Annotated in this window: 15 protein-coding genes and 11 pseudogenes; 6 read left to right on the top strand and 20 right to left on the bottom strand. The window is 58.9% G+C overall.

Translation table 11 applies throughout. The annotated features are described in order from the left end of the window. The 6 genes from EOC93_RS23780 to EOC93_RS23755 form a co-directional block, all read right to left on the bottom strand. Window positions 1-1,376: NAD-dependent succinate-semialdehyde dehydrogenase (locus EOC93_RS23780; protein ID WP_164759250.1), on the bottom strand; the 1,376-nt coding region annotated here is incomplete at its 3' end. Window positions 1,377-1,570: 194 nt separating this feature from the next. After that, window positions 1,571-2,497 (bottom strand): LysR family transcriptional regulator, encoded by a 927-nt coding sequence (locus EOC93_RS23775; RefSeq protein ID WP_127205824.1) that lies wholly within the window; start codon window positions 2,495-2,497, stop codon window positions 1,571-1,573. Between the two features lie 137 nt (window positions 2,498-2,634). Next, the gene (locus EOC93_RS23770) at window positions 2,635-3,546 is read right to left on the bottom strand and encodes a CoA ester lyase (RefSeq protein ID WP_127205823.1); all 912 of its coding nucleotides are present in this window, start codon (window positions 3,544-3,546) and stop codon (window positions 2,635-2,637) included. A gap of 136 nt (window positions 3,547-3,682) precedes the next feature. Continuing rightward, window positions 3,683-4,834, bottom strand: coding sequence for a CaiB/BaiF CoA-transferase family protein (locus EOC93_RS23765; RefSeq protein ID WP_127205822.1), 1,152 nt, complete (start codon window positions 4,832-4,834; stop codon window positions 3,683-3,685). 15 nt (window positions 4,835-4,849) lie between these two features. Next, window positions 4,850-6,103 (bottom strand): methylaspartate ammonia-lyase, encoded by a 1,254-nt coding sequence (locus tag EOC93_RS23760; protein WP_127205821.1) that lies wholly within the window; start codon window positions 6,101-6,103, stop codon window positions 4,850-4,852. A gap of 76 nt (window positions 6,104-6,179) precedes the next feature. Next, window positions 6,180-7,175 carry a succinylglutamate desuccinylase/aspartoacylase family protein gene (locus tag EOC93_RS23755; protein WP_127205820.1) on the bottom strand — a complete coding sequence of 332 codons (996 nt, stop codon included), beginning with the start codon at window positions 7,173-7,175 and terminating at the stop codon, window positions 6,180-6,182. 291 nt (window positions 7,176-7,466) lie between these two features. Here EOC93_RS23755 and EOC93_RS23750 point away from each other — a divergent pair. After that, a pseudogene (locus EOC93_RS23750) lies at window positions 7,467-7,611 on the top strand (IS256 family transposase); the annotation flags it as partial. Window positions 7,612-8,158: 547 nt separating this feature from the next. On the opposite strand, the pseudogene EOC93_RS23745 reads toward EOC93_RS23750, so the two are convergent. From EOC93_RS23745 to EOC93_RS23705, 9 genes and pseudogenes are all read right to left on the bottom strand, one after another. After that, window positions 8,159-8,453, bottom strand: a pseudogene (locus EOC93_RS23745) (transposase); the annotation flags it as partial. Window positions 8,454-8,484: 31 nt separating this feature from the next. Next, a pseudogene (locus tag EOC93_RS23740) lies at window positions 8,485-8,623 on the bottom strand (peptide ABC transporter ATP-binding protein); the annotation flags it as partial. A gap of 201 nt (window positions 8,624-8,824) precedes the next feature. Further along, window positions 8,825-10,200: pseudogene (locus EOC93_RS35425) on the bottom strand (CapA family protein); the annotation flags it as partial. Further along, window positions 10,197-11,324, bottom strand: a complete 1,128-nt coding sequence (locus EOC93_RS23730; protein ID WP_245461521.1) for a dipeptide ABC transporter ATP-binding protein — start codon at window positions 11,322-11,324, stop codon at window positions 10,197-10,199. The gene EOC93_RS23730 and the pseudogene EOC93_RS35425, both read right to left, overlap by 4 nt. Continuing rightward, window positions 11,321-12,328: an ABC transporter ATP-binding protein gene (locus tag EOC93_RS23725; RefSeq protein ID WP_127205819.1), complete on the bottom strand. Its 1,008-nt coding sequence runs from the start codon at window positions 12,326-12,328 to the stop codon at window positions 11,321-11,323. The genes EOC93_RS23730 and EOC93_RS23725 overlap by 4 nt, the downstream gene beginning before the upstream one ends. A gap of 1 nt (window position 12,329) precedes the next feature. Then, a complete protein-coding gene (locus EOC93_RS23720) occupies window positions 12,330-13,211 on the bottom strand; it encodes an ABC transporter permease (protein ID WP_127205818.1) in 882 nt (293 codons plus the stop codon). A 1-nt stretch (window position 13,212) separates the two neighbouring features. Then, on the bottom strand, window positions 13,213-14,154 hold the full coding sequence (locus tag EOC93_RS23715) for an ABC transporter permease (protein ID WP_127205817.1): 942 nt from the start codon (window positions 14,152-14,154) through the stop codon (window positions 13,213-13,215). Window positions 14,155-14,157: 3 nt separating this feature from the next. Continuing rightward, on the bottom strand, window positions 14,158-15,765 hold the full coding sequence (locus tag EOC93_RS23710) for an ABC transporter substrate-binding protein (protein WP_127205816.1): 1,608 nt from the start codon (window positions 15,763-15,765) through the stop codon (window positions 14,158-14,160). Between the two features lie 343 nt (window positions 15,766-16,108). Beyond that, on the bottom strand, window positions 16,109-17,491 hold the full coding sequence (locus EOC93_RS23705; protein WP_245461523.1) for an amidase: 1,383 nt from the start codon (window positions 17,489-17,491) through the stop codon (window positions 16,109-16,111). A gap of 408 nt (window positions 17,492-17,899) precedes the next feature. Between EOC93_RS23705 and EOC93_RS35420 the strand changes: the two genes are divergently transcribed. Beyond that, window positions 17,900-18,343, top strand: a complete 444-nt coding sequence (locus tag EOC93_RS35420) for a transposase (RefSeq protein WP_281033157.1) — start codon at window positions 17,900-17,902, stop codon at window positions 18,341-18,343. Further along, window positions 18,282-18,983 carry a transposase gene (locus EOC93_RS35415; protein WP_281033156.1) on the top strand — a complete coding sequence of 234 codons (702 nt, stop codon included), beginning with the start codon at window positions 18,282-18,284 and terminating at the stop codon, window positions 18,981-18,983. Before EOC93_RS35420 ends, EOC93_RS35415 begins: the two co-directional genes overlap by 62 nt. Before the next feature lie 2 nt (window positions 18,984-18,985). On the opposite strand, the pseudogene EOC93_RS23695 reads toward EOC93_RS35415, so the two are convergent. Further along, window positions 18,986-19,185, bottom strand: a pseudogene (locus EOC93_RS23695) (IS110 family transposase); the annotation flags it as partial. A 384-nt stretch (window positions 19,186-19,569) separates the two neighbouring features. Continuing rightward, a pseudogene (locus EOC93_RS23685) lies at window positions 19,570-20,607 on the bottom strand (IS110 family transposase). Window positions 20,608-20,698: 91 nt separating this feature from the next. On the opposite strand from EOC93_RS23685, the pseudogene EOC93_RS23680 reads away from it, so the two are divergent. The 3 pseudogenes from EOC93_RS23680 to EOC93_RS23670 form a co-directional block, all read left to right on the top strand. Beyond that, window positions 20,699-21,146 (top strand): annotated as a pseudogene (locus tag EOC93_RS23680) (IS481 family transposase); the annotation flags it as partial. 268 nt (window positions 21,147-21,414) lie between these two features. Further along, window positions 21,415-21,575, top strand: a pseudogene (locus EOC93_RS23675) (IS21 family transposase); the annotation flags it as partial. Continuing rightward, window positions 21,572-22,003 (top strand): annotated as a pseudogene (locus tag EOC93_RS23670) (transposase); the annotation flags it as partial. The pseudogenes EOC93_RS23675 and EOC93_RS23670, both read left to right, overlap by 4 nt. On the opposite strand, the pseudogene EOC93_RS23665 reads toward EOC93_RS23670, so the two are convergent. The 3 genes and pseudogenes from EOC93_RS23665 to EOC93_RS34930 all read right to left on the bottom strand — a co-directional run. Further along, window positions 22,002-22,151 (bottom strand): annotated as a pseudogene (locus tag EOC93_RS23665) (transposase); the annotation flags it as partial. The pseudogenes EOC93_RS23670 and EOC93_RS23665 sit on opposite strands and share 2 nt — an antisense overlap. Before the next feature lie 189 nt (window positions 22,152-22,340). Next, entirely contained in the window at window positions 22,341-22,931 is a 591-nt protein-coding gene (locus EOC93_RS23660) for an IS110 family transposase (RefSeq protein WP_245461522.1), read from the bottom strand. After that, window positions 22,901-23,107 (bottom strand): annotated as a pseudogene (locus EOC93_RS34930) (IS110 family transposase); the annotation flags it as partial. The gene EOC93_RS23660 and the pseudogene EOC93_RS34930, both read right to left, overlap by 31 nt.

The raw sequence follows: 23,107 nt of genomic DNA, 5'->3' as shown, positions 1-23,107 counted from the left end.
TGCTCGCCGCCTTCATATCCATAGCCGCTTTGCTTGACGCCCCCATAAGGCGCATCCGCGGAAACCCCTTTCAGGTAATTCACACTAACTGCGCCCGCAGAGAGACCATTGATAAGCTTCTGTTGCGTATCGGCCGCGCCAGTAAACAAGTAGGCGGCCAGACCGTACTCGGTGGCGTTGGCTTCCTCGATCGCCTCTTCGATCGTATCGAAAGGCGCCACGGTGAGAATTGGTCCGAACGGCTCTTCATGAAGCACTCTCGCTTCCTTCGGTACGCCCGTCAGGATGGTTGGCGGCCAGTAAAACCCCGGTCCGTCAAGGGGGGTGCCACCGGTCTCGATGCGGGCGCCGCATTCTACCGCATCCTTGGTCAGGCGCTGCATGGCCTCTATTCGCCGGGCGTTTGCCATTGGCCCCATTTGCGTTGCGGGGTTGTCCGGTGGTCCGATCCTGATTCTTCGGACCGCCTCCGTCATCCGGAACAGGAATTCCTCATAGCGGGATCGGGCGACAAGAATCCTGCTGGGCGCATTACAGCTCTGGCCCGCGCACTCGAATTTGTATTCCGAAATAGCCGGTATCGCCGTTGCCAGGTCGGCATCTTCGCACACGATAACCGGGGAATGTCCACCGAGCTCAAGGATGCAGCGCTGCAGATTATTCGCGGCCAGTGTGGCCAGCTGTTTCCCAACAGCGGTCGATCCCGTGAACGTCAAGACTTTCACAATTGGCGAACTGAGCAGATGCCGTGATATATGCACAGGCACACCGAACACCAGGTTGACCACGCCTTCCGGTATCCCTGCTTGACGCAAAGATTCCACGATATGGACAGCCACGCTTGGCGTCTCCTCGGCCCCTTTGAGGATCACCGGGCAGCCTGCCGCCAGCGCGGGGGCGAGCTTGCGGGCGATGAGAACGGCTGGATAGTTCCACGGCGTAAAGGCAGCGACGACACCGACGGCCTCCGGGACGATCATCCTGTTCGGACCCAACGGAATCGGGGTCGACAACTCATCGGCATGCCGGCCATTCCATTCCAGCGTTTCGACTGCGCGCGCATATTCTCCTGTCGCTTCGGCAATCGTCTTTCCCTGTTCAGACGACAGGTCCCTGGCTGCGGCGCCAGCTTTCTCTGCCAGAATGCTGGCGGCAGAGACGAGTATCTCGCCACGCTCTTGGGCGGGTCGTGAGGACCACGCCTTGCGGCTGCGTTCTGCCGAAGCAAGAGCTTCATCCAAGTCTGAAACCGTAGCCGAGGCCACTGAGGCAAATACCTTCTCCGTCGCCGGGTTGATCACCGGCAAAGTGGCTCGGCTACCACCGGCTCGCCATTTGCCATTAATGAAGAGCTCGTAGCTCTTGGCGTCGGACATCGCGGGCTCCACTTGACTGAATTCTTGCCACGAGCGCAGTTTCGATATCGAAACTGCTGAACTCGCTTGAGCCAGTTTCATCGCGACGGTCGCGGCGGGTCAAATATCGAATATTGCCGAAATCCATCTGGAATCCAGATCGGGCTGGTCCTGATGGTCGCAAAAGATTATGCCCAGCTTTACAGGTTAGGTTGTCAGGTCGCCTCAGGCGCCACCGCTGCCCAGTCCCGGATTTCAATCAATTCTCTGGCGACCTTCGGAATGAGCTTGCGGACCGCAGAAACGGCCGCAGAACGCTCATCTTTGGGATTTACAGCAAGCACCACGGAGCGGGTAATCACCGGATCTACGATCTTGACCGTCCGGACCAGCCCTTGAGAGGCTTCTTTCTGAACGGCAGACGGGGCGAGAATAGAATGCGCTTTCCCTTCTACGACCATGTTGATGATCGTTGAAAGCGAGTCCACTTCAAACCTGACGTCCAGCGCGCAACCGTGCTGTGCGACGACGTCAGCCACCGAACGCCTGACATTGTTATTGCGCATGGGAACCGCCAGGGGGAATGCATGCAGGTCGGCCAGAGATATCGCATCTTCGAAAGGCGGCTCACCCGACGGTACCACCAGACAAAGGTTTTCGCGCGCTATCACCGTCATTCGGCCTACGCTATCCGCAGTGCGGTAGAGTACCGCCAGATTGAAGCGTCCAGCAGCCATCCACTCCTCCAGCGGTCCCGTCATACCCTCGACCATCTTGAGGGAGACCCTGGGCAGTTCGTTTCTCACCGACTCAAGCAGGGGGCCGCTCAGGACGCGGGCAGCTCCAGACGGAATGCCAATCGTCACCTCCCCGGCGGGGGAAGCAGCTGTGTTGGTCAATTCCACCTCGGTAAGTCGAATTTCTTTAAGAATCGCCCGAGCGCGATCGAGCAGTTTGGCTCCTGACGCCGTCACGCTCACACCGGTCCTGTCGCGTATCAGCAGTTGAGTGCCGAAGGCTTCCTCCAGTTGACGCACATGCAGGCTCAGCGCACTCTGGGCAACATTAAGGAAGCCAGCGGCCTTCGTGAAACTGCCTGCTTCGACCACACCGACGAAGTATCTTAACTGCCTGATTTCCACGAGTACCCATCCGAGAGCGGACTGCAATTAGTTTAATCTATCTCGAAATGTGATGGCGCGACAGCAATAATTGTGCCGAGCTGTATGACGCCTTCCTGTCGTGTCGTCCCAGTCTGGTTTGATCCACCGCTGAGGACTCAAACGGCCAACTCGGCGCCCGGATCCGTGGCGATAATTTCTCGAGCCCTTCGAATAACGGGCGGATCGACCATCTTTCCGTCTAACGCGAACGCGCCTCTGCCCTGCGCCGTCGCATCTTTTTCCGCCGCGAGGACACGAAGGGCCCATTCGAGTTCCTGTGGGCTTGGCGAAAAAGCCTCATTGAATATGGCAACCTGGTTTGGATGAATCGCCAAAGCACCGGAAAAGCCAAGCCGCCGCGCATGCGCCGCGGCTTCACGAAGTCTATCATTGTCTGAGAACTCGCCGATACTTCCTACGAAGCCAAGCGGTAGCAAGCCTGCGGCGCGAGCGGCAAACAGAACAGAAAGGTTCGGTGTCAAAAGAAGGTCGAGTTCCGGGGCACCGCCAACGGAGGCACTGAAGTCTTCAGGACCCAGCGCCATTGCAACCATCCTGGGATGGGCCGACGCAATGGCTGAGAGACTTTGTAATGCTGCCGGGGTCTCGATCAAGGCAAGGAACCGGATTCGACCCACCGCAAGATTTCTTTCTCGTTCAAGTTCCGATACCGCATTCGCGATCTCTGTTACCCACGCTGCCGAATCCGTCTTCGGAAGGACAAGTGCATCAACACCCGCAATCACGGCTGCATCGAGATCGTCCGCCAAGGCACGCAAACCGCGATTCACGCGAACTAAAACATAAGCGTCCCTGCGGCCCACCTTTGCCACGGATGCAGAAAGCTGACGCCGTGACTCACCTTTTTGATCCTCGGGAACGGAGTCCTCGAGGTCGAGTATGACGCCATCTGCCCCGCGCTCATGAGCCGCCTCCACAAAGCGCGGAACATGAGCGGGAACGAAGAGCAGAGATCTCCAGCGGGGAAGAGACATCGAGCTTTCAACGGCCTGAACGGCGTCGTTCATGAAGTCGCCTCTGCGGTCGATTCTGGCGCGGGCGGTGTCAGTGAGCTTCCTGGGCGGCCGTGGCACTCGGAGGACGCAGGACTAGGCATGCACTCTGTAAATCGCGATCGCGCTCCCTTCCCGAAAAGAGGCACGCTCATGCTGACGCGGCTCTTGCGCGCAAACCTGCTCGAACCTCCTCTCGGACAGCGCCTGTATGGGCGCCAAGAGCCGGAACTGACCGAAGTGAGGGTCGCTCAGAGTTGAAGATCGCAGCCGGGGCTATCGCCTCTACGGTTCCTTCAGGGGTGCCAATCTCAACCCTGCGAACATGTGGGTGCCTTGAAACATCCGCCACTTCGTTCAGTCGCCCATATGCCAAACCGGCCGCCTCAAGCTCCTGCATTGCTTCGTGGCAGGACAGTTCGGAAAATCGCAGCTCAATGATCTCATCAAGTTGCGCACGGTGGCCGAGACGCTCCATGTTGTCAGCGAAACTAGGTGCGCGAGTGAGCTCGGGCCGCTTCAGGAACTTCTCGCAGAAATTCACCCATTCTCGGTCATTCTGGACGGAGAAGATGACGTCTTTGCCATCGCCGCAGCGATAGGCGCCATACGGCGCCAGCGAGGGGTGCTTCACGCCCGCGCGTACTGTATGGTAGCCGCTGTAGTTGTTTTGCAGGACCGGCACGTTCATCCAGTCGGCGACGGCATCGAACAGCGAGACTTGTATGCCGGCGCCCTCGCCTGTCCGCTCGCGGTTATACAGCGCCTGAAGAATGGCGCCGTGTGCCGTCATGCCCGCAGAAATGTCGCAAACTGACACCCCTACGCGCGCGGGGCCTTGTTGGTTGCCGGTGATCGCGCATAGACCTGTTTCGGCCTGGACGATGAGATCATAAGCCTTCAAATGGGAATACGGCCCTTTCTCCCCGAAACCGGAAATGTCGCAGGTTATCAGCCGCGGAAAACGTTGACGGAGATCGGCAGACCCGAAACCCAGTTTTTCGATACTCCCCGGCTTCAGATTCTGGATAAAGACGTCAGCACTGGCAATGAGCGTATCCAGGACGGCACGGTCCGCCTCAGATCTCAGGTCCAGACAGACTGACTCCTTACCCCGGTTGAGCCAGACGAAGTAAGCGCTCTGTCCCCGCACCAACTTGTCGTAGTTTCGCGCAAAATCCCCTTCGGGCCTCTCGATCTTGATCACCCGGGCGCCAGCGTCCGCAAGGCGAGACGATGCGTAAGGCGCAGCAACGGCCTGCTCCACGGCAACGACGGTGATCCCCTCAAGGCAGTTTTGCATGTGACACCGTGCTTTTCATCCAATGGTTTCTTCTTGAGCCCGACGACGATTCAGCATAGCCAGCAACCGGTTTTGTTCATTTCCAACAATTGAGAATGCCTCGTCGACCCCCATCCCAGGCTTCGCAAGCATCATGTCTGCCTGGGTCGCCACCGATATGTGGACAGAAGCTTGGGCAGAGAGGTCTGTCTCGGTACAGCTTCCTCCAACGTACGCGCCCACCTTGTTCTCTTTGCACAGGAGCACGGCATGTGCCGTGTCAGCCAATGAGCCAACATCGGGCGTCTTGATTTGAATGAGATGCGCGGCTCTCGCTTCGGCAAAGAGCCGAATATCATCAAGCGTGTTGCACCTCTCATCGACGACAATTCGAGCACTGGAATCTCGGCTGTCCAAAATGGATACGATCTTGGCGTAGTTCTCAATTTGAGCTTGCGTCGAACCAAAGTCCGCCGGGGACTCGATGTTGATCGTAAAACCCGGAACGGTATCGACAATCCTGCAGATAAAATCGGCGATCCGTTGCGGCTCCAGGCCGATTTCCTGACCGATCCAACCATACACATCAAAATGCAGCACCGGATGATAACCCGGGCGGCCGATTTGCCGCGTACGCGTTGCAACCCACGTCACGAACTCCATGAAGGTCTGGCCGCCGTCACCGAATTTCTGCCGTGAGTTGATTAGCCCGTGGGGAAGCACATCCACCGCCTTCAGAATCATCTTGTCGACGTTAATTTCGCGAGCATCGCCGCTTTGGCAGTAAATTGGGACCCTTCGCGTCGGGAGCGGCAAATTAAATTCGGCACATATGACCTCTGCCATCGTCTTTCGACGAAGTTGGGCCACCGCTCGGAGCAACGCTTGGCTGACGCCATACTCAACCGCGAGGGGCAGCCGTTTATGTTCGTGAGGTTCGAATACGTGGGCGCATGCTTCCAGGTAGCGAGACGCATCAACATCGAGAAGCCGCGGTGCAACGACGCGTGACGTCAAATCGCAAATTTGATTGGCGTCGAACAGCGAATCGCGTCCGCCAGCACCAGAGTATTGGACGCCCATCATGTCGCCCCAGACAACGCTGTCATCGGCCAGGACAAGCCCAAGGCTCAACGAAGATGCCGGAAGGCGAATGGATTCGAAGTCGGGCGTGACGGGTTCTCCCATATAGACAAAACCGTCCTGTGAGGCGCCGGCTCTTATGGCGGCCTGATCATCGTAGAAAAACGCGCCGTTTCCTGGCGCGAGGAGGACGTCTTTGATGTGCAATTGAGTCGCTCGATATATTCTGAGGAGATTAATTCGTTCCGCTACTGCACGCGAGGCGCTGGCTGACACCTGATTCTTAGATCTTCAGCGGTCGCGCAACGAGCGCCACCCCTTCGTTGATGTCGACATGCGCCCCCGACTGTATGGCGAGGACGACGGATCCTCCAAGGGCGCGGATATCGATGGACTCAGCGGACAGCGAATCCATCGGATGCAGGATGCCTATGAGATCTCCCTCCCTCACTTCATCCAACACCGAGCAGCGAGGTTCGAAGATGCCCGCTGCAGGCGATTTCAACTCATCGGACGGATGCGTTTCGAGAGTTTGGCCGGACTTCTGTTGATGGAACGTTGGATACTCAGCTTTACCCTCGACCAGCCCGAGCGCGATGAGTGCGTTGCGCACCCCAGCCTCGTAGATCGCGAGATTATCCGCGCCGACCGTGCCGCCACCGAATTCAGTGCAAACAAATACCTTGCCCTGGTTTTGGGCCAGGATATCGAACATTCCAGCCGTGTCGTAATATTCCCAGACCAAAGTCAAGGGCAATTTGAACGCTTCCGCCATTCTCACCGTCCTGGCCATGAGATCGCGATCGGCAATCGGGTGCGTCGTGGCGGCCGGTGGAAAATCCCACGTTGGTCCGAAGCTGTGCAGATCAAATACCGTGTCGGCCATTGGCAACAATACGCGCGACACCGCATCCGCGATTCGTTCGGTCACTGACCCGTCGGCGCGGCCCGGAAACACGCGATTGAGATTCAACCCGTCGAGCGGAGTATTGCGGCTCCATGCCTGCACGGCCAATGGATTGAGCACCGGTAGAACGATAACCCTTCCACAGGTTTGCGCTTCTGGTAGCCACTCAATAAGCCGTCGCGCGACAAGTGGGCCCTCCAGTTCATTGCCATGGTTTCCGCCGGTGACAAGAAGGCGCGGTCCCCCACCTTTATTGAGACTGAAGACCGGAAGCGAAAGCTCTCCGCAGTCGGCGCCTCCCGGGACAACAAGACGCCCCATGCTCACGCCAGGCGTATCGAGATCAAACGTAAGATGTGGTGCTTCGTTCATTGTTCAGCCTATTGTAAGTATTCAGACGACCGGGCGCTGAGTTTACGACGGGTTTCGCTCATAAGCGTTTCTGCCGCTTCGGAAGTATGCGCCATGCGGTGTTCAATTCGCCAATATAATGTCCTGGACGGTGCCATCGCGTTTTCAGATGGCTGGCGCCTGCTTTGATGAAACCTACCGCTGCTCCAAGTTTCACAAGCAAGAGGCAGTGGCAAATAGCCCCGCGCCGTACACCCAGTGTCCGCCAGCCTCTTTGCCCCCGATGTACTTGCCCCTGGAAATTTACATGATGTCGTGCGCATCTACCCCAACGCGGCTGCCTGCGCCTGGTCGGGGCGTTGGCCGTCGAGACCAACGAAAACGGGATGGAGGCCAACCGCTACATCAACATGGACGACATGCGCACAAGAAGCTTGCTCTGCGCCAAGCCGCATGACCAGCACCATGGCCGCCCCTTTTTGCATGCCTGACGCCACAACCCGTCAAACACTGCTTAGTATTGTCGGCATCTAAAAACGAGATGGCGGCTATGCCTGATGCGATCTGGCCTAATGGACAACCGCCGATTCGGGGATCGCACCCTCAATCTTTGGCTGTGGACCTGTTATCAGAGGGACCTACATGTTTGATCCCGGGCTCACATGACCATGCTGAGGTCAAGAGGTGTGTTAGGGCGGCATCGTGTTGCTCCCAATTGGTGGCGGAATCCAGAGCTGGGCCCGATTGCGTGACACGGCTCGCTGCATCGAGCCTAATCAAACTCACATACGGTCGCCGCTTGAGACGTCTGCACCAATATCCGCCTGCGGCGGCGGGGCCCAGAAGGCGAGACCCGTCTTTGATACGGCATTCTAGCCAGCTGGGATCTCGGTTCGCCTCCTGGATCCGCCGAGGCTGATCAGGCCTCGAGGGATGAGTGTATCGGTGTAATCTCGTCAGACGGCCTTCATGACAGCACCTTCGATGACGAGGCCCGCGGTGACCTATTTCCACAGCGCCACGAGCAGCATCCTTGCAAGGCGACGATGGTTGTCTTTTTGAGGCGCCCCTGATTGCGCATCACGCGTTCGTGGAACCAGCGGGTTAGCGCTGAACTCGGTTGATTGCGCAGCCACAGCCAGGCCAACTAGATCATCGTCGTCGCAGTCGGGGCTTGCCGGTCTTCGAGACGCCTTGCTCGTGCTGGACCGATCCGCTCTGCCAAGGCGTCGGCGCGGGCCCGGCATAGGCGGCGTCCTGCCGGCGATTATCGAAGTGCCGGAACAGCCCCCGCCACAACGACAGAGGCGGTCCGTCGAGCGATACAACATAGGGGCTCGCGCAGGTTTGGCACGATCCCTAGGAATTTCTGGAAGACAGCGCTGGCGGCCGCGCCGCGGATCCGGCACCAATCGCATGAGGCCCTGGGTGTAGGGGTGCGCGGGCCGCGCGAACAAATCTATCACGTCGACCGTGAACTATCCGCAAGCCATTGGTCTGGCATGTTGATTGAGGCGGATAGCGGCTTTCGAATTGCAGGATTCGCGGTTTATGAGCGCTGTTTTCCTGCAATTCGGTTTTGCGATTCCCTTGTGCTGCGGAGCGTGATTCACTGGGTCGGCGGCGGCGAATCGAGGGGACGGCGAATGTCCAAGCACGCGAGAAGCGCTGACACCAACATCGCCCTCGATGTCGATTTGGGTTCGAAACGGCTCTGAGAGTTCCTGCAGGCGCTCCAGAATAGCTTTGGCTTGAGCCGTTGGGGCGAGCTGCGGGATGCCCCGGTTAGCAAACCTCTTTGAGAAACCGAGCTCGATCGGATATAGCCGCAATTCGGCAAGCTGGTTTTGTTCGAAGCGGCTGACGGTGACAATGCTCTCGTAGTATACGGGGGCGGAGAGCGCCCCATAGAACAGCCCTTCTCCAATCGGGTATCCTTTCGCCTCCTCGTCAACTGTGACCTCGGCATCCGTGTCGAATCGCGGGTCCCTGCCATAGGCCTCGAACATGTCGGCCCCAACGGGGGTCCGGAGGTCGTCGTAGAAGAAATTCCCCAAGCTATAAAAGACGGGGCGCCCCTTGTAGATCTCAATGCCGCGCAACAGATGCGGTCCGTGTCCGACATATGCGTCCGCTCCGGCGTCAATCATTTGGTGCGCAAACGATTGTTCATAGTCAGCTGGCTCCTGGCTCCAATTCCCGGGCTCGTGAGCATGGTTCGTCACAATGCAGAAGTCGGAAAACTGTTTGCCCCGGCGAACGTTTCGTAGAATGTTGGCGACATCGCGCTGGTCTGCTTCGTAGCTGTAGCCGGCCTTGTTGCCTGTCTTATATGTCGCCCCACCGACCAAGACCCGGCTCGGATCCGGTTCGGCCTTGTAGCCTGGCAACGCATCACGTATCCGCCTCAAACTCTCAAGCATCTCCGGCGGCACGACTATGCTTTGGGCCAAACGAAGGGCATTGAGCCCTGGTCTGCCGGGAGCCTCGCCAGCGGGATCGCACGCTCGAGACATAGGCGCAAACGTCGTAGCCAATGACACCAATGCCGCGCGACAGCGTGCGGTTTCCAAAAAGCGAGCGGCGCCAGCTTGTGCGAGATTCTCGCCAGCACCTGCATGGACGATACGGCTCTCATCCAGCACCCGGCTCGTCTCGCGCATGCCTTCAAGACCCCAGTCAAGTGCGTGGTTGTTCGCGCGACCGACGATGTTGAACCCCATCGCCTTCAAATCAGGGCCCAGTTCCGGTACGCTGATGTGATACGCACCCCCCCGTGCTCAGCCTCCGGACTTCCCTTGAACTTTCGGATATCGAAAATCAGGGTTTCCATGTTGCCGAAGATGACATCGGCACCACAAAGAATCTTGACGATGTCGCTGAAGCCGGAATGTTCGTATCTGGTCAGCGGTCGCGATACGATGAGATCGCCGACTGCTACCATTGTGAAGCCATCCGCAACGTTCGTTGCAATCGAACCCACCGTATCGTAGTCGGCACCCTGTTGCGCCAGATGAGAACCGATCCGGTGAGTATATTCTTTCATAGATCTTTTCTCTCCCTTTCGCTGCATTTGGGAATGAGTTCGGTGGTCGTGTCAGCGGTGACTCGAGATGCTCGAGCGGAAAGAGTTTCTGACATAGCCATTGCATAGAGTGGATGATCGCCCGCTTCAGGCGTTAGATGGGGGATGTCTATGGCCGGAGCGCGCACATGACAGGCGACGACCCGCCCATCTGGTATCGGCACCAAAGGTGGCACTTCGAGCCGGCATCGCTCGACAGCGAGCGGGCAGCGTGGGTGGAACGCGCAGCCGGTCGGCGGATTGATAGGGCTTGGCACCTCGCCCTCGACGGGCACCTCCACCCGAGCCCGCGTTGGATCCGGCACCGGAGCGGCCGCGATCAGCACCTCGGTGTAAGGATGGACCGGTTTCGCGAAGAGGGCCTCGCTCGGGGCGAGCTCCACGATCCGTCCCAGATACATTACTGCAACCCGATGCGCGATATGCTCCACGACGCCGAGGTCATGCGAGATGAAGACGAAGGCGATGCCCATCTGTTGCTGGAGATCCAGAAGCAGATTCAGAATCTGCGCTTGCACGGACACGTCAAGGGCTGAAACGGCCTCGTCGGCGATGATGAGAGAGGGGTTGAGCGACAGGGCGCGTGCAATGCCGAGCCGCTGGCGCTGACCGCCCGACAATTCGGACGGGTGCCTGTGCATCATCTCAGGCGACATTCCGACCTTTCGGAGAAGGTCCGCGGCGAGTGCCTGACGCTGCTTCCGCGTGAGGCGCTCAAAATTCTCGACGGGTTCGGTGATAATCTGTTCGGCGGTAAGGCGCGGGTTCAGCGACGAGTAAGGATCCTGAAAGACCATCTGCATCCGACGGCGCCACGCGTGGAGCGCGTCCTTCTTGAGGCTCGCAATATCGGTCCCGTCGATCAGCACGCGGCCGCCCGTCGGCTGCACAAGCCGCATCAAGAGCCGCGCCACGGTGGACTTGCCGCAGCCGGATTCGCCGACGATGCAGAGCGTCTCGCCCGCCTCGACGGAAAAGGATACATCCTCCACCGCCCGGATCACCGGAATGCTTTTCTTGAAGATTCCCGCACCGAGCGGATAATGCTTGGTCAGATTCTCGACTTTCAGCAGGGGACCGTTCATGCGCCCATCACCTCTTCGGCGCGCCAGCAAGCTGCGGCGTGGCTCGACCCGACATCACGCAGGATGGGCGTCTTTTCGCCGCAAATGTCGATCGCGAACGGGCAGCGAGGCGCAAAGCTGCAGCCGACAATGGGCTCGCGCAGACTTGGGACAATGCCGGGAATTTCTGGAAGGCGGCGCTGGCGGCCGCGCCGCGGATCCGGCACCGATCGCATGAGGCCCTGGGTGTAGGGGTGCGCGGGCCGCGCGAACAAATCTATCACGTCCGCTTGTTCTACGATCCGGCCAGCATACATCACGATCACACGTTGGCATGTCTCGGCCACGACGCCCAGATCATGCGTGATGAACATGACGGCCGTTCCCGTGCGCTCTTTCAGATCGACGATGAGCCGCAGGATCTGCGCCTGAATGGTGACGTCGAGGGCCGTCGTCGGCTCGTCGGCGATCAATAATTCCGGCGAGCAGGCGAGAGCCATGGCGATCATCGCGCGCTGGCGCATGCCGCCTGACATTTCGTGAGGATAGTTGTTCACGCGACGCTCCGGGTCAGCGATGCAGACGAGACGAAGCATCTCTTCGGCCTTCGCCATGGCAACGGACCGTGAGGCCTTGTTGTGGATCTCAACCGCCTCCGCGATCTGCCTGCCGACCGTATAGACCGGGTTCAGGCTCGTCATCGGCTCCTGGAAGATCATGGCGATACGGTCGCCCCGGATATGTCGCATCTCCCGATCGGACAGTTCAAGGAGGTCTTGTCCGTGAAAGCGTATCTCGCCGCCGACAGTCCTGGCGGTCAGCTTCGGCAGCAGACGAAGAATGGAGAGAGCGGTGACGCTCTTCCCGCATCCAGATTCGCCGACGACGCCGAGGGTCTCGCCTTTTTTCACCTGGAAGCTGACGCCCCCCAAGGCGCGGGTGACGCTCTCCTCGCCGTAAAAGTGCGTCTCAAGGTCGCGAACGTCGAGAAGCACATCATCCTCTGCAGATTCTCGCATCAACATGTCAGCGTCTCCGCTTTGAGCGGGGATCGAACATGTCGCGCAGGCCGTCGCCGAGGAGGTTGACAGCAAGGACTGTAACGGCAAGGCAGATTCCAGGGGCGAAGATCGTCAATGGAGCGATGGCGAGATACAGACGCGAACTGGCGATCATGTTGCCCCAGCTTGGAATCTCGGGCGGCACGCCCATGCCGAGGAAACTCAGCCCCGCCTCCGTCAGGATCGCGCTGGCGCAGACAGTAGCCCCCTGGACCATTAGCGGCGGAATGGTGCTCGGCAGGATATGCCGCCACAGCACCTTAGGCAGGCGCGCACCGCCGCAGATCGCGGCCTCCACATAGGGACGCTCGCGAACCCCCAGAACTACCGAACGAACCAGGCGCGCGACGGCTGGCGTCTCGGGTATCGCGATTGCGACGATGAGGATGCCAATACCGGGGCCGGTCAGAGAAATAAGGGCGATGGCAAGCAAAATGGTCGGGATGGACATCAGGCCGTCCATGACCCGCATGACGACGTTGTCAAAGCTGCGGCTATAGCCGGCGATGACACCTATCAGAGCCCCGGCAAGAGCCGCGCACGCCGCCGACAGCAATCCGACCATGAGGGAGATCCGAGCGCCAAAGATCGTTCGGCTAAACACGTCCCGGCCCAGATTGTCGCTCCCGAACCACATCTCAGCCGAAGGCGTCTGGAGACGCTTGAATGGATCCATGTTCACCGGATCTCCGGCGTAAAGCGGGGCAGTGGCCGCCAGTATGATCAAAAGCGTCAGGAGTCCGCCGCCTATCAGAACCAGCGGGTGCCGCCTTGCCATACGGGGAAGATCGGATATTTGCAGCCGACCCATCTTCACGGCTTCAAATGATGCGGAGATGAGCGTCATATCAGTACCGGATCCGGGGATCGATCAGCGTATAGGCCAGATCGACCGCGAGATTGATTAGGACGTACAGACCCGAAGTCAGGATGAGCACGCTCTGGATGATGGGATAGTCGCGATTATTAAGCGCATCCACGACCAGACGACCGATACCGGGTATGTTGAACACCGTTTCCGTGAGGACGACTCCCCCGATCAGATAGGCGAAGCTTATGCCGATCACGGTCAGGATCGGAACGCCGGCATTCTTCAACGCATGGTGAAAAAGCATGGCATAGGTTGAGGCGCCTTTGGCGGCGGCCGTTCGCATATAGTCTTCCGACAGAATCTCAAGCATGCTTGCCCGCGTAACCCGGGCAATGAATGCAATGTAGCCAAGACTTAGCGCCACGGTAGGCAGGACCAGGTGCACGAACCATGGCCCCGGGCCACCCTCTATGGGTATATATCCCTGGACGGGCAGCCAGTGTGTCCTGATGGCGAAGAAGTATATCAGCAAATAGCTAATGACAAAGACCGGGACCGAATAACCAAGAGCCGAAAAGGCGGCGAGGAGGCGATCGACGATCCCGCCAGTTCGCCACGCGGCAAGGATGCCGAAGGAGACCCCGACCATCACCGAAAGGATCATTGTCAGGATCGAAAGCGAAAGGGTCGGCTCCAGCCGCTGCGAGATGAGCTCGAGAACCGGTCGTCCGGAAAAGATCGAGATGCCGAAATCGCCGCCGAGAATATCCCTCCCCCAATTTACAAACTGAAGCGGTAGCGGCTCGTTGAGCCCCATGCGTTCGCGAATGCTGGCGACCGTCTGCGGGGTGGCTCTGGGACCGGCGATGATGTCTGCCGGATCACCGGGTGCCATCCTGAGAAGCAGGAAGACGAACATTCCGACCATCGCCATGACGGCGATGGCCGACGCCAATCTACGGAAGATGTAAATACCCATCGTTTAGGCCTTTTGCATGTGCCACATGGGAATGACACCGCTCGGCATACTGATAAGGCCGGTAAGTAACTTGCTGTGCGCGGCTGGCGAAACAAACTGACCCAAATAGACGTCGCCGACGAAATCCCACCAGATCCTTTGCATCTTGCGAGCCAGTGCTTTACGCTCTACTAGCGTTTCGACATCCGGCCATTTGGCGCGAAGAGCCTCGTATTCATCGTTCTTCGGCCAGCCGTACCAGCCCTCCTCGCCATTTGCGGTAAGGAATACTCCGCTGATCGGGTCGCCTAGGGCCTTGGCTGTATCGTCGGTAACGAACATGTTCCAGCCGCCGCTCTCGGCGGGCCCCTTGTTTAGCCGACGCGCGACAAGACCGCCAAGATCGCTCGACGCAAGCTCGGCGTGGACACCGATCTTGCGCAGTTCGGCCGCCAGAAACTGGCACGCATTACTATAAGTCGCTACGTTCGTGGGTTGGAGAATTACGACCTTCTCGCCGGCATATCCGGCCTCCTTGAACAGTTGCTTCGCTTTTTCCGGGTCGCCGCGCGGCTTGAACCATCCCGTATTTTCGTCGTTGGAGTACAACGAATCGTTCCCGAATATCGAAGTAACGACTTTACCATAAGTAGTATCTGGCGACATGATACGCATCGTGGACTCTTGATCGATCAGGTGAAGTATAGCCTGGCGCGCCTTAACGTTGTCGAATGGCTTCTGAAGACAGTTGAGCCGCAAGCAACCCACGAGGCCACCACTGTTGAGAACTTGAAGGACAAGGTTGGGATCGCGCTCTATCACGGGGTAAAGATCTCCAGGGGGACTTTCAAGGAAATCGACTTCACCTGCCTGCAAAGCAGCCAAAGCGGTCTGCTGATCGCCAATTACGTTCCAGATAATACGATCGACGTTGACAACCTTCCCCCCAGCGAACCCGTCAGTAGGCTCCCTGCGGGGAACATATTTCTCGTTCTTATCATAGGCGAAGCTCGCGCCCGGCTTCGCAAGGGCCTCGTTGAACCTAAACGGGCCCGAACCAATATTGGAAGTCACATGCTCGGTTGCGGGACGATTTGCATCCTTCACGCGCATGATAGCCGGGTAGTACCCACTCCACCCTGCAAGTAATTCAACCAAGACCCCTAGCGGTTCATTGAGCACGATCGTAAATGTCTTGTCGTCTTTCTTTGAGATATGTGTCGTCCTAGACATGATCAGTTGTCCGCCGGCATCCACCTGCGCCCAGCGGCGTAAAGAGGCGACACAGTCCGCCGCCGTGACAGGGGTGCTATCGTGCCAGCCTAGGCCATCGCGGAGTTCGAAAGTATATGTCTTCTTGTCGTCGGAGACGTCCCATTTCTCGATCATTTGCGGCTGCGGCATTAACTTGGAATCAAGGGCAAACAACGTGTCGTAGATCGCCAGGGAATGGTTGAAGGTTATGCCAGTCGTCGTTAAGATTGGATCGAAGGTAGTAAGGTCCCCGTTCATCACCATGCGGACGGTCCGCGCACCGACCGACCCCGTTTTAGCACGCAATATCGATGGGATCGACAGTGCGGCTCCGCCTGCCATGCCAATCTTGAAAATGTCGCGTCGAGAGACTATCATATTCCCATATTCCTTTAGTTAGAGATCGCGTCTGACTGCCAAACCCGAACCAAGAGATTGCAAGGGCACTCCGCAATGTGCGTGCGTTCGAAATGATAGATCCGGACTGGAGCTGACTTCACAAACGTCCCTGGGTCGCGCACCACGCATTTGGCGAAAATAGCCATGCTTCTGGGGTGCCACATTAAGCTAATTCTACGAGCCGATCACCATTGTTTGCCGATTGTCGATTGCGAGGCCTTCTGCGTCAATTTCAGTTTGTAGATCATCGCCATCTTGCGTCGATATAGTGCCGGAAAGGTCTGCCTCCCATACAGCATGCGCGCGGAATCCGCCGTTGCATTCAGATCGGAGCTGCAACGGTGTGCCCTGCTCGAACCTTCGGTTGTCGATGGCTCCACGGTCTAGCCTCTTCCAGATCTCGTGAGACACGCACCAGGGTGGCCTCGTCGCCAAACCGTCCGACGATCTGAATCCCGATCGGCAGACCACTGAGGTTTTGTGCCAAAGGCAAGGACACGGAAGGTTGGCCGGTGACATTGAACACGGCAGTGTACTGGTAAATCGCGGCATTCGCTTCGCAGAATTCTTCCGCAGATAGCGCTGGATTGGTCGTACTGTAGATGCTGCCATGCGGTAGCGCCACCGTTGGCATGGTAGGCGTCAGCAGAATGTCAAAAGCATGAATCGCCTCGCCTACGCGAAAACGCATTCTCCGTGAGACCTCTTCTACGCATCTTACACGCCCCTGCGAGTTCCGGCCGTACTCATAAAGCTTGAGGTTGATGGGCTCTAAGGTATCCGAATTTATCGTGCGACCCATGGCCCGCGCCGCTTCTTCAAGTGAACTTGCGCTAGAACTCAACCCGGCGAGCATTATTCTCGTGTACTCGTTGGATTCATATGGGACCTCAATGTCGGTCACCATGTGCCCCATTTCCTTAAGAAGTGTGGCGGTCGACTCGACGGCGTGTTGGACTTCCGGGTCGAGATCGACCGCGCCCCACTTCGTCCTGGCGACGCCCACTCTCAGCGTGCCGGTGGGCCGTGAAAGCTCCTCTACATAAGGATGGTTCGGTTGGACGATGATGAATGGATCGCCGGGATGGGGGCCGGAAAAGACATTTAGTGCGGCAGCCACGTCCCGTACTGTCCGACACAGAACAAATTGTCGGGTACAACCAAAGTAGGCGTCCTGTTGGTTTGGGCCGCCGGAAATGCGCCCGCGGGACGGGTTCAGCCCGACAAGACCGCACCAGGCGGCGGGGACTCGAATTGATCCGCCACCGTCCGAGCCGTGCGCGATCGGGGCGATGCCGGCGGCGACCGCTGCCGCAGAACCTCCGGAGGAGCCCCCCGCCGAGCTTTCCAAGTCCCAAGGATTTCGCGTGATTCCGTTAAGAACGGATTCGGTCATTCCGGACATCCCGAGTTCCGATGTGGTCGTTCTTCCGAGAGTCCGCAGCCCGGCGGCCCGAGCGCGACGAAAAAAAAAGCTGTCGGTGTTGGGACGATAGCCTTTGAACAGACGGCTTCCTTTTTCTTCGAGGCGGCCAGCTTCGGTGGCCCCGACATCCTTCCGAAGGAAAGGCACCCCATGGAAGAGTCCTCCGTCTGTGCTGGCGACTGTCTCAGCATCTTCGTAGATTTCAATTACGGCGTTGATACGAGGATTGGCGTCGCCGTAGGCCTCGCGGGCTAACCGCGTGAGTTCCAAGGGCGTCACTTCGCCTGCCCTGACGAGAGAGGCCAAACCAGTGGCATCATACTCCACGTATTCACTTAGTCTCATCAGCGGTTATTCGTTCTTTGACGGGCATCGGCGACGGGGCATGGCGGCATGCAAAAGCACGATCTTGACAAGCTATCGAAAGAGGACCGGGACAAAGGTCGCTGCCGCAACAGCAGTACCTCACAGAGGCAACGACCTCTCGGACGAGGTATACAATTGATTTCGATTTCCGCAGCAGTCAAACATCGTTTCGAGATTTGGCCAATCTGCCAATTAGATCGCGAAATCGACATATCTAGCCCGATAAATTCATGGTGGGTTGGCGGATGTGGTGCAAGCCGTTGAAATGACGATTTGGTTGGTAAGGCCGATCCAAGTCATTTCCTGGAGACCACACCCGCCATGAACGATCTTACGCTGCCCGCTGGCGGCAAGTCCGTCGTCGCCCGCTTCGACGGCGGCAGGCTGTCGTCCAACAGCGGCGTTCTGCCTCTGGCCGAGGTGGAAAAGCGGCTGCGGGTGGCCGAGCGTCTGGCTCGCTGCCTCGACGATCCGCGCTGTCCGAACCAGATCGCCCACAGCTTGGCCGACATGATCGTCTTTCGCATGAAGATGATCGCCACCGGCTACGAGGACGGCAACGACGCTAACCGGCTGCGCTCCGATCCGGTCTTCAAGATGGCCCAGGATGCGCTGCCGTCAAGTCGGGATCTGGCCTCCCAATCCACGATGTGCCGGCCGGAGAACCTGCCCGAGTGCAGGAGCTGTCGCCATGGGGCGGGCGATGGTCGACCTCTATTGCGCCTCCTTCCGGCAGGTGCCGAAGCGGATCGTGCTCGACATTGACGACACATTTGTGCCGTGCATGGCGGCCGACAATTGCGCTTGTTCAACGCCCATTATGACGAATACGGGGTTCCAGCCGATCGTGGTGTTCGATGGCGACGGCCGGTTCGTCGGTGCGGTTCTTCGGCCGGCCAAGCCACCGAGCGGGCTGAGATCCGCCCGCCACCTGCGCCGCCTGGTGCAGGCGATCCGGAGCAACTGGCCGAACACACGGATCCTGATCAGGCCGACGGACATTTATTGCAGTCCACCGGTCATCAACAGGTGCCGCGCCAACGATGTAGACTTCATCTTCGGGCTGGCGCCCACCACGACGCTGCGCAAGCAGGTCGCGGATCTGGAAGCCAGCACGCTGGCGCGTTTTGAGGCGTCGGCGAAAACGAACAAGGTCCGCTGCTTCAAGGAGTTCTTTGATGGCGCCACCAGTTGGAGTCGCGTGGAGGGCATCATCGCCCGCGTCGAGGTCGGTGCCCAAAATACTGACTCCCGCTTCATCGTCACCAATTTGGCCGGTGGCAAGGCCAAGGCGCTCTACGCGGACTTTAACTGCCGGCGAGGAGCGGCCGAGAACCACATCACATCGTGGAAGACGCATCTCGCCGCCGACCGCACATCCTGCATCAGAGCCACAGCCAACTAGTCTAGCAGTTCGCGCACCTTGTGATGCATGAGCGCAGCCTGGTTCTCGACCGATCGTACCGGTAGAAAATGCATGGAGGGCCGCGTTACCCCTCGCAGATTGCCGCTGCGTCGTCGGCATCATTTTTCTGGCGACGGACATAGGCTTTCACGTAGGCCGGCGGCATCAGACGCACGTCGTGGCCTAACTTCATCAGGTCACGGACCTAGTTGTTTGATCCTGATTTTGATGGGGCATCCTTGTCCTCCGAATCAAGGGATGCGCTATGGGCCAGGTTCTTCATGGGAGCGCCACGACGACAGAGGCGGTCCGTCGAGCGATACAGCATAGTCATGTCTGGACGGCGCCCGCCGATCAAGGGTTTGTTTTCGGCAATGGGACGTTCGCGGGTGCGGTCATGTCTCCGGCCTGTTGTTGCGGTACTGTGACCGCTGGCCCTGACGGTGTCCGCTGATCCTTTGGCCTGATCAAGAGAACGAGCTCGAAGCTCCGACTACGTTGCAGGCTTTCGGGATATGTCCTCGTCTGTTCCCATCACGTCATTGTCACCCTCGATTCTGGACCGCAGCCTCAGCCGTTTTTTCCGTTACGCCGGCGTAGCGGCATAGCGTGCGTCATCACGCATGAGCGCGAAGGCGATGCGGGCGAGCTTGTTGGCGGTCGCCACGGCGACAAGCTTGAACGGCGTGGTCTCCATCAGGCGATCGGCCCAGCTTCTCAACGCATCGCTGCAACGTTTGCGATGGAAGAGGACCGCGTGAGCGCCGACAACGAGCAGCTTGCGCAGATATCGGTTTCCCATCTTGGAAACTCGCCCCAGCCGCTCCTTGCCGCCTGATGAACTTTGCCGGGGCGTTAGCCCAAGGAAGGCCGCGAACTCACGCGGGCCCGAGAAGGCGGAGATATCCTGGATACTTGCGGCAAGCGCAGAGGCGGTGACGGGACCGATGCCGGGAACGCTCATCAGACGGCGCGGTCTCATCGGCTCTGGCGAGAGCCAGAATGGCCTGATCGCTTTGTCCGATCTCATGATCGAGTTCGTTCAGCCGACGCACGACAGGCGACAGCGCCGAGCGTACGATCGCCGGGACCATGTCGTTGCTTTCCATGATGAGAACCGCCAGGCACGAGCATTGTTCGGTCCCTGCGCGGCGATGATCCCGATCTCGGCCAGATGGCTGCGCAGGGCATTGAGCAGTTGCGTACGCTGTGCCACCAAAAGTTCGCGCACCTTATGGTGCATGAGCGCAGCCTGGTTCTCGACCGATCGCACCGGTACAAAGCGCATGGAGGGCCGCGTCACCGCCTCGCAGATGGCCGCTGCATCAGCGGCGTCGTTCTTCTGGCGACGCACATAGGCCTTCACATACGCTGGCGGCATCAGCCGCACGTCATGGCCAAAACTTGCCAGTTCGCGAGCCCAATGATGAGCCGAGCCGCATGCTTCCATGCCGATCAGGCACGACGGTAGACGCTCGAAGAATGCCAGCACATCTTTGCGCCGCAGCGCACGAGACATGACGACACGGCCGGCAGCGTCGACAGCGTGGACCTGGAAGACATGCTTGGCCAGATCGAGGCCGACGGTGGCTACAGCATTGAGTTCGATGACAGTCTTTTCCATGGACGGTGCTCCTTCAGATGAGTGCTCGACAGCAGCCATCTTGGCACGCCTCTCACGAGGATGATGCCGTTGCGGGCGCCGTCCACCCCATCAAGAGAGCCTGAGAGCGCTGGCGAAGCGCTACGGGATCAACCAGAAGACTGTTGCCAAATGGCGGGAACGGACCTCGGTGGCCGATTTGCCGACCGGTCCGAGAGAGCCTAAGATCGACGGTGCTCTTGCCCGAGGAGGAGGCCGTCATCGTGCCTTTCCGCCGCTACACGCTGCTGCCGCTCGACGACTGCCTCTATGCGCTTCAAGCGACCATCCCGCACCTGACGCGGTCTTCCTTGCATCGCTGCCTGCAGCGCCACGGCATCAGCCGCCTGCCGGACGTAGAAGGCGACAGGCCGGCGAAGAAGAAGTTCAAGACCTATCCGATCGGCTACTTCCACATCGACGTCGCCGAGGTGCGCACCGAACAGGGCAAGCTGCACATGTTCGTCGCCATTGATCGCATTTCGAAGTTCGCCTTCGTCGAACTGCATGAGAAGGCCACCACCGCTGTCTCAAGAGCTTCTTGGTTGCTTGCTCGCGGCCTGCCGCGCGACAAACAAGGTAAGATTCAGGGTCAATCAGGATGAGACTCTGCTGCGGGGGGCGTGACGTAGGGAGGGCCTAGCCCGACCGGAGTTACACCCCCGCAGCAGCACAATTTTTCGGCGTCTCATGATCGCGATCGGCCCGGTAGCGTGGGCGATTTTCTGAGAATGGAGACTCACCTTTGTGCCGGGCCGCCATGTAATCGATCATCACACGAGGCTTTTTATGAAGTACCGACAGAACAATTCCATCGAGGCCGCCGCCAAGGCGTCGATCAGCAGGGCGACGGCCTACCGCGTCGAGCACGATCCCGACTTCCCTCGCAAAAGAAGAACCGCCTTGAGCGCCGTCGCCCCGATCCGCTCGAGCATGTCTTCGATGCCGATCGAACAAGAGCGACATCATCGATGCCGAGGCCATTGCTGAAGCCGCCACGCGACCAACAATGCGATTCGCCGCGATCAAGAGCGAGGAGCAAGCCGACCTCCAGGCCTTGCATCGAGTGCGCGACCAGATGATCGGCACCCGAACCCGCCTCATTAATCAGATGCGAGCGTTCTGCCTGGAATACGGCATAGCACTGCGACAGGGAGCAGGCCTGTTCAAGCTCGACCTGCCGATGGTTCTCGACGACCTATCGAACGACCTCTCGCCGGCGATGCGCAAACTGCTCACGGATTTGTTTGCCGACCTGCGCCGGCTGGAGCAGCGAATCAGCGATGTGACGAGGGAGATCGCTGCGATCGCAGATGGAGACGATGTTGCCCGTCGGCTCATGACGATTCCAGGAATTGGCGCATTGGGTGCCACGGCACATCCATCCCGCCGAAGCGGGCCTTCCAGTTGTAGATCGAGGCGTCGCTGACCCCGTGCTTGCGGCACAGATCGGCAACCGATACCCCGGCCTCGTGTTCCCTCAAAATTCCGATGATCTGCTTCTGTATTCGGTGTCCTCCAGTCAAGACGTGACGTTCGATGCAGGTTCTTTGCTTCTGTTCGCGGTCGGCACGCAGCCGCCGGCATGATGGTGTCCGTGGGTCCGATCGGTTCAAAGCTCTTCAGCGTGCTCGGGAACCGGCAACGACAGATCATGCGAACTCGTCCGGACCGCGCCCTGCATCGAGCGCTCGCTATTCCGTGGACAGCTCAGCCTAAGCTGCTGACCAACGGAAATCCTGTTCGTCAACCCACATGCGGTGAAGGATGACTGCCATTCGTCTGGCCAGGGCGACCTTCGCACGTCGGGCACCTTGTCGATTGGCAATCTTCATTGCCCAAGCCTTCATGCTCGACCATCGGGTCGTCGGCCGCAGGATGACGTTGGCCGCCTCGAACAAGGCCGTTCGCGTCTCACTGTCACCCACTTTGGTGATGCGACCGACCCTGTCGACTTCTCCAGACTGGTATCTTCGCGGTGTGAGGCCGAGATACGCACCGACCGACCTGGATCGGCGGAAGCGCTTGGGATCATCGATCGTTGCCCTGTAGGTAAGCGCGGTGACGGGTCCTATGCCAGGCATGGTCATGAGGCGACGGCAGATGGGATCCACTCGAACCGCTCTCAGGACGAGCCGGTGCAGATCCGCCAGGTTCTCGCGCAGACACCTGTGCATCTGCAAGAGCGGTTCAAAGATACCCAGCAACAGCCGATCCGCTCCGACCAGCTGTCGAACCCTTGGCTCGAAACGAACGCGCGTGACGGCGCCAATCTTTAGCCCCAGGGGACGCAACAAGCCTCGGATGACCTGCTCGTTGGCAGTGACCGCCCTGACGGCACCTTGCGCGCGGCGATGAGCGTGCGCAGCCTCTGGCCGGCAGCGGACTTCAGATGAACTGCCTTGAACCAACCTGTGCGCACAATCTGTGCAATTCCCTGCGCGTCATTCCGGTCCGTCTTCACCGTCATCGCGCCCAGAGC

This window comes from Mesorhizobium sp. M6A.T.Ce.TU.002.03.1.1, from assembly GCF_003997275.1.
Lineage (GTDB): Bacteria > Pseudomonadota > Alphaproteobacteria > Rhizobiales > Rhizobiaceae > Mesorhizobium > Mesorhizobium mediterraneum.
Note: the sequence above shows the minus strand (reverse complement) of the source record. Positions and strands in the feature narration are given on the sequence as shown.

Bases quoted from the DNA above. Each gene is read 5' to 3' on its own strand.
- EOC93_RS23770 (WP_127205823.1), bottom strand. From the start codon at position 3,546: ATGAACGACGCCGTTCAGGCCGTTGAAAGCTCGATGTCTCTTCCCCGC.
- EOC93_RS23765 (WP_127205822.1), bottom strand. From the start codon at position 4,834: ATGCAAAACTGCCTTGAGGGGATCACCGTCGTTGCCGTGGAGCAGGCC.
- EOC93_RS23755 (WP_127205820.1), bottom strand. From the start codon at position 7,175: ATGAACGAAGCACCACATCTTACGTTTGATCTCGATACGCCTGGCGTG.
- EOC93_RS23730 (WP_245461521.1), bottom strand. From the start codon at position 11,324: ATGAACGGTCCCCTGCTGAAAGTCGAGAATCTGACCAAGCATTATCCG.
- EOC93_RS23725 (WP_127205819.1), bottom strand. From the start codon at position 12,328: ATGTTGATGCGAGAATCTGCAGAGGATGATGTGCTTCTCGACGTTCGC.
- EOC93_RS23720 (WP_127205818.1), bottom strand. From the start codon at position 13,211: ATGACGCTCATCTCCGCATCATTTGAAGCCGTGAAGATGGGTCGGCTG.
- EOC93_RS23715 (WP_127205817.1), bottom strand. From the start codon at position 14,154: ATGGGTATTTACATCTTCCGTAGATTGGCGTCGGCCATCGCCGTCATG.
- EOC93_RS23710 (WP_127205816.1), bottom strand. From the start codon at position 15,765: ATGATAGTCTCTCGACGCGACATTTTCAAGATTGGCATGGCAGGCGGA.
- EOC93_RS35420 (WP_281033157.1), top strand. From the start codon at position 17,900: ATGAACGATCTTACGCTGCCCGCTGGCGGCAAGTCCGTCGTCGCCCGC.
- EOC93_RS35415 (WP_281033156.1), top strand. From the start codon at position 18,282: ATGGTCGACCTCTATTGCGCCTCCTTCCGGCAGGTGCCGAAGCGGATC.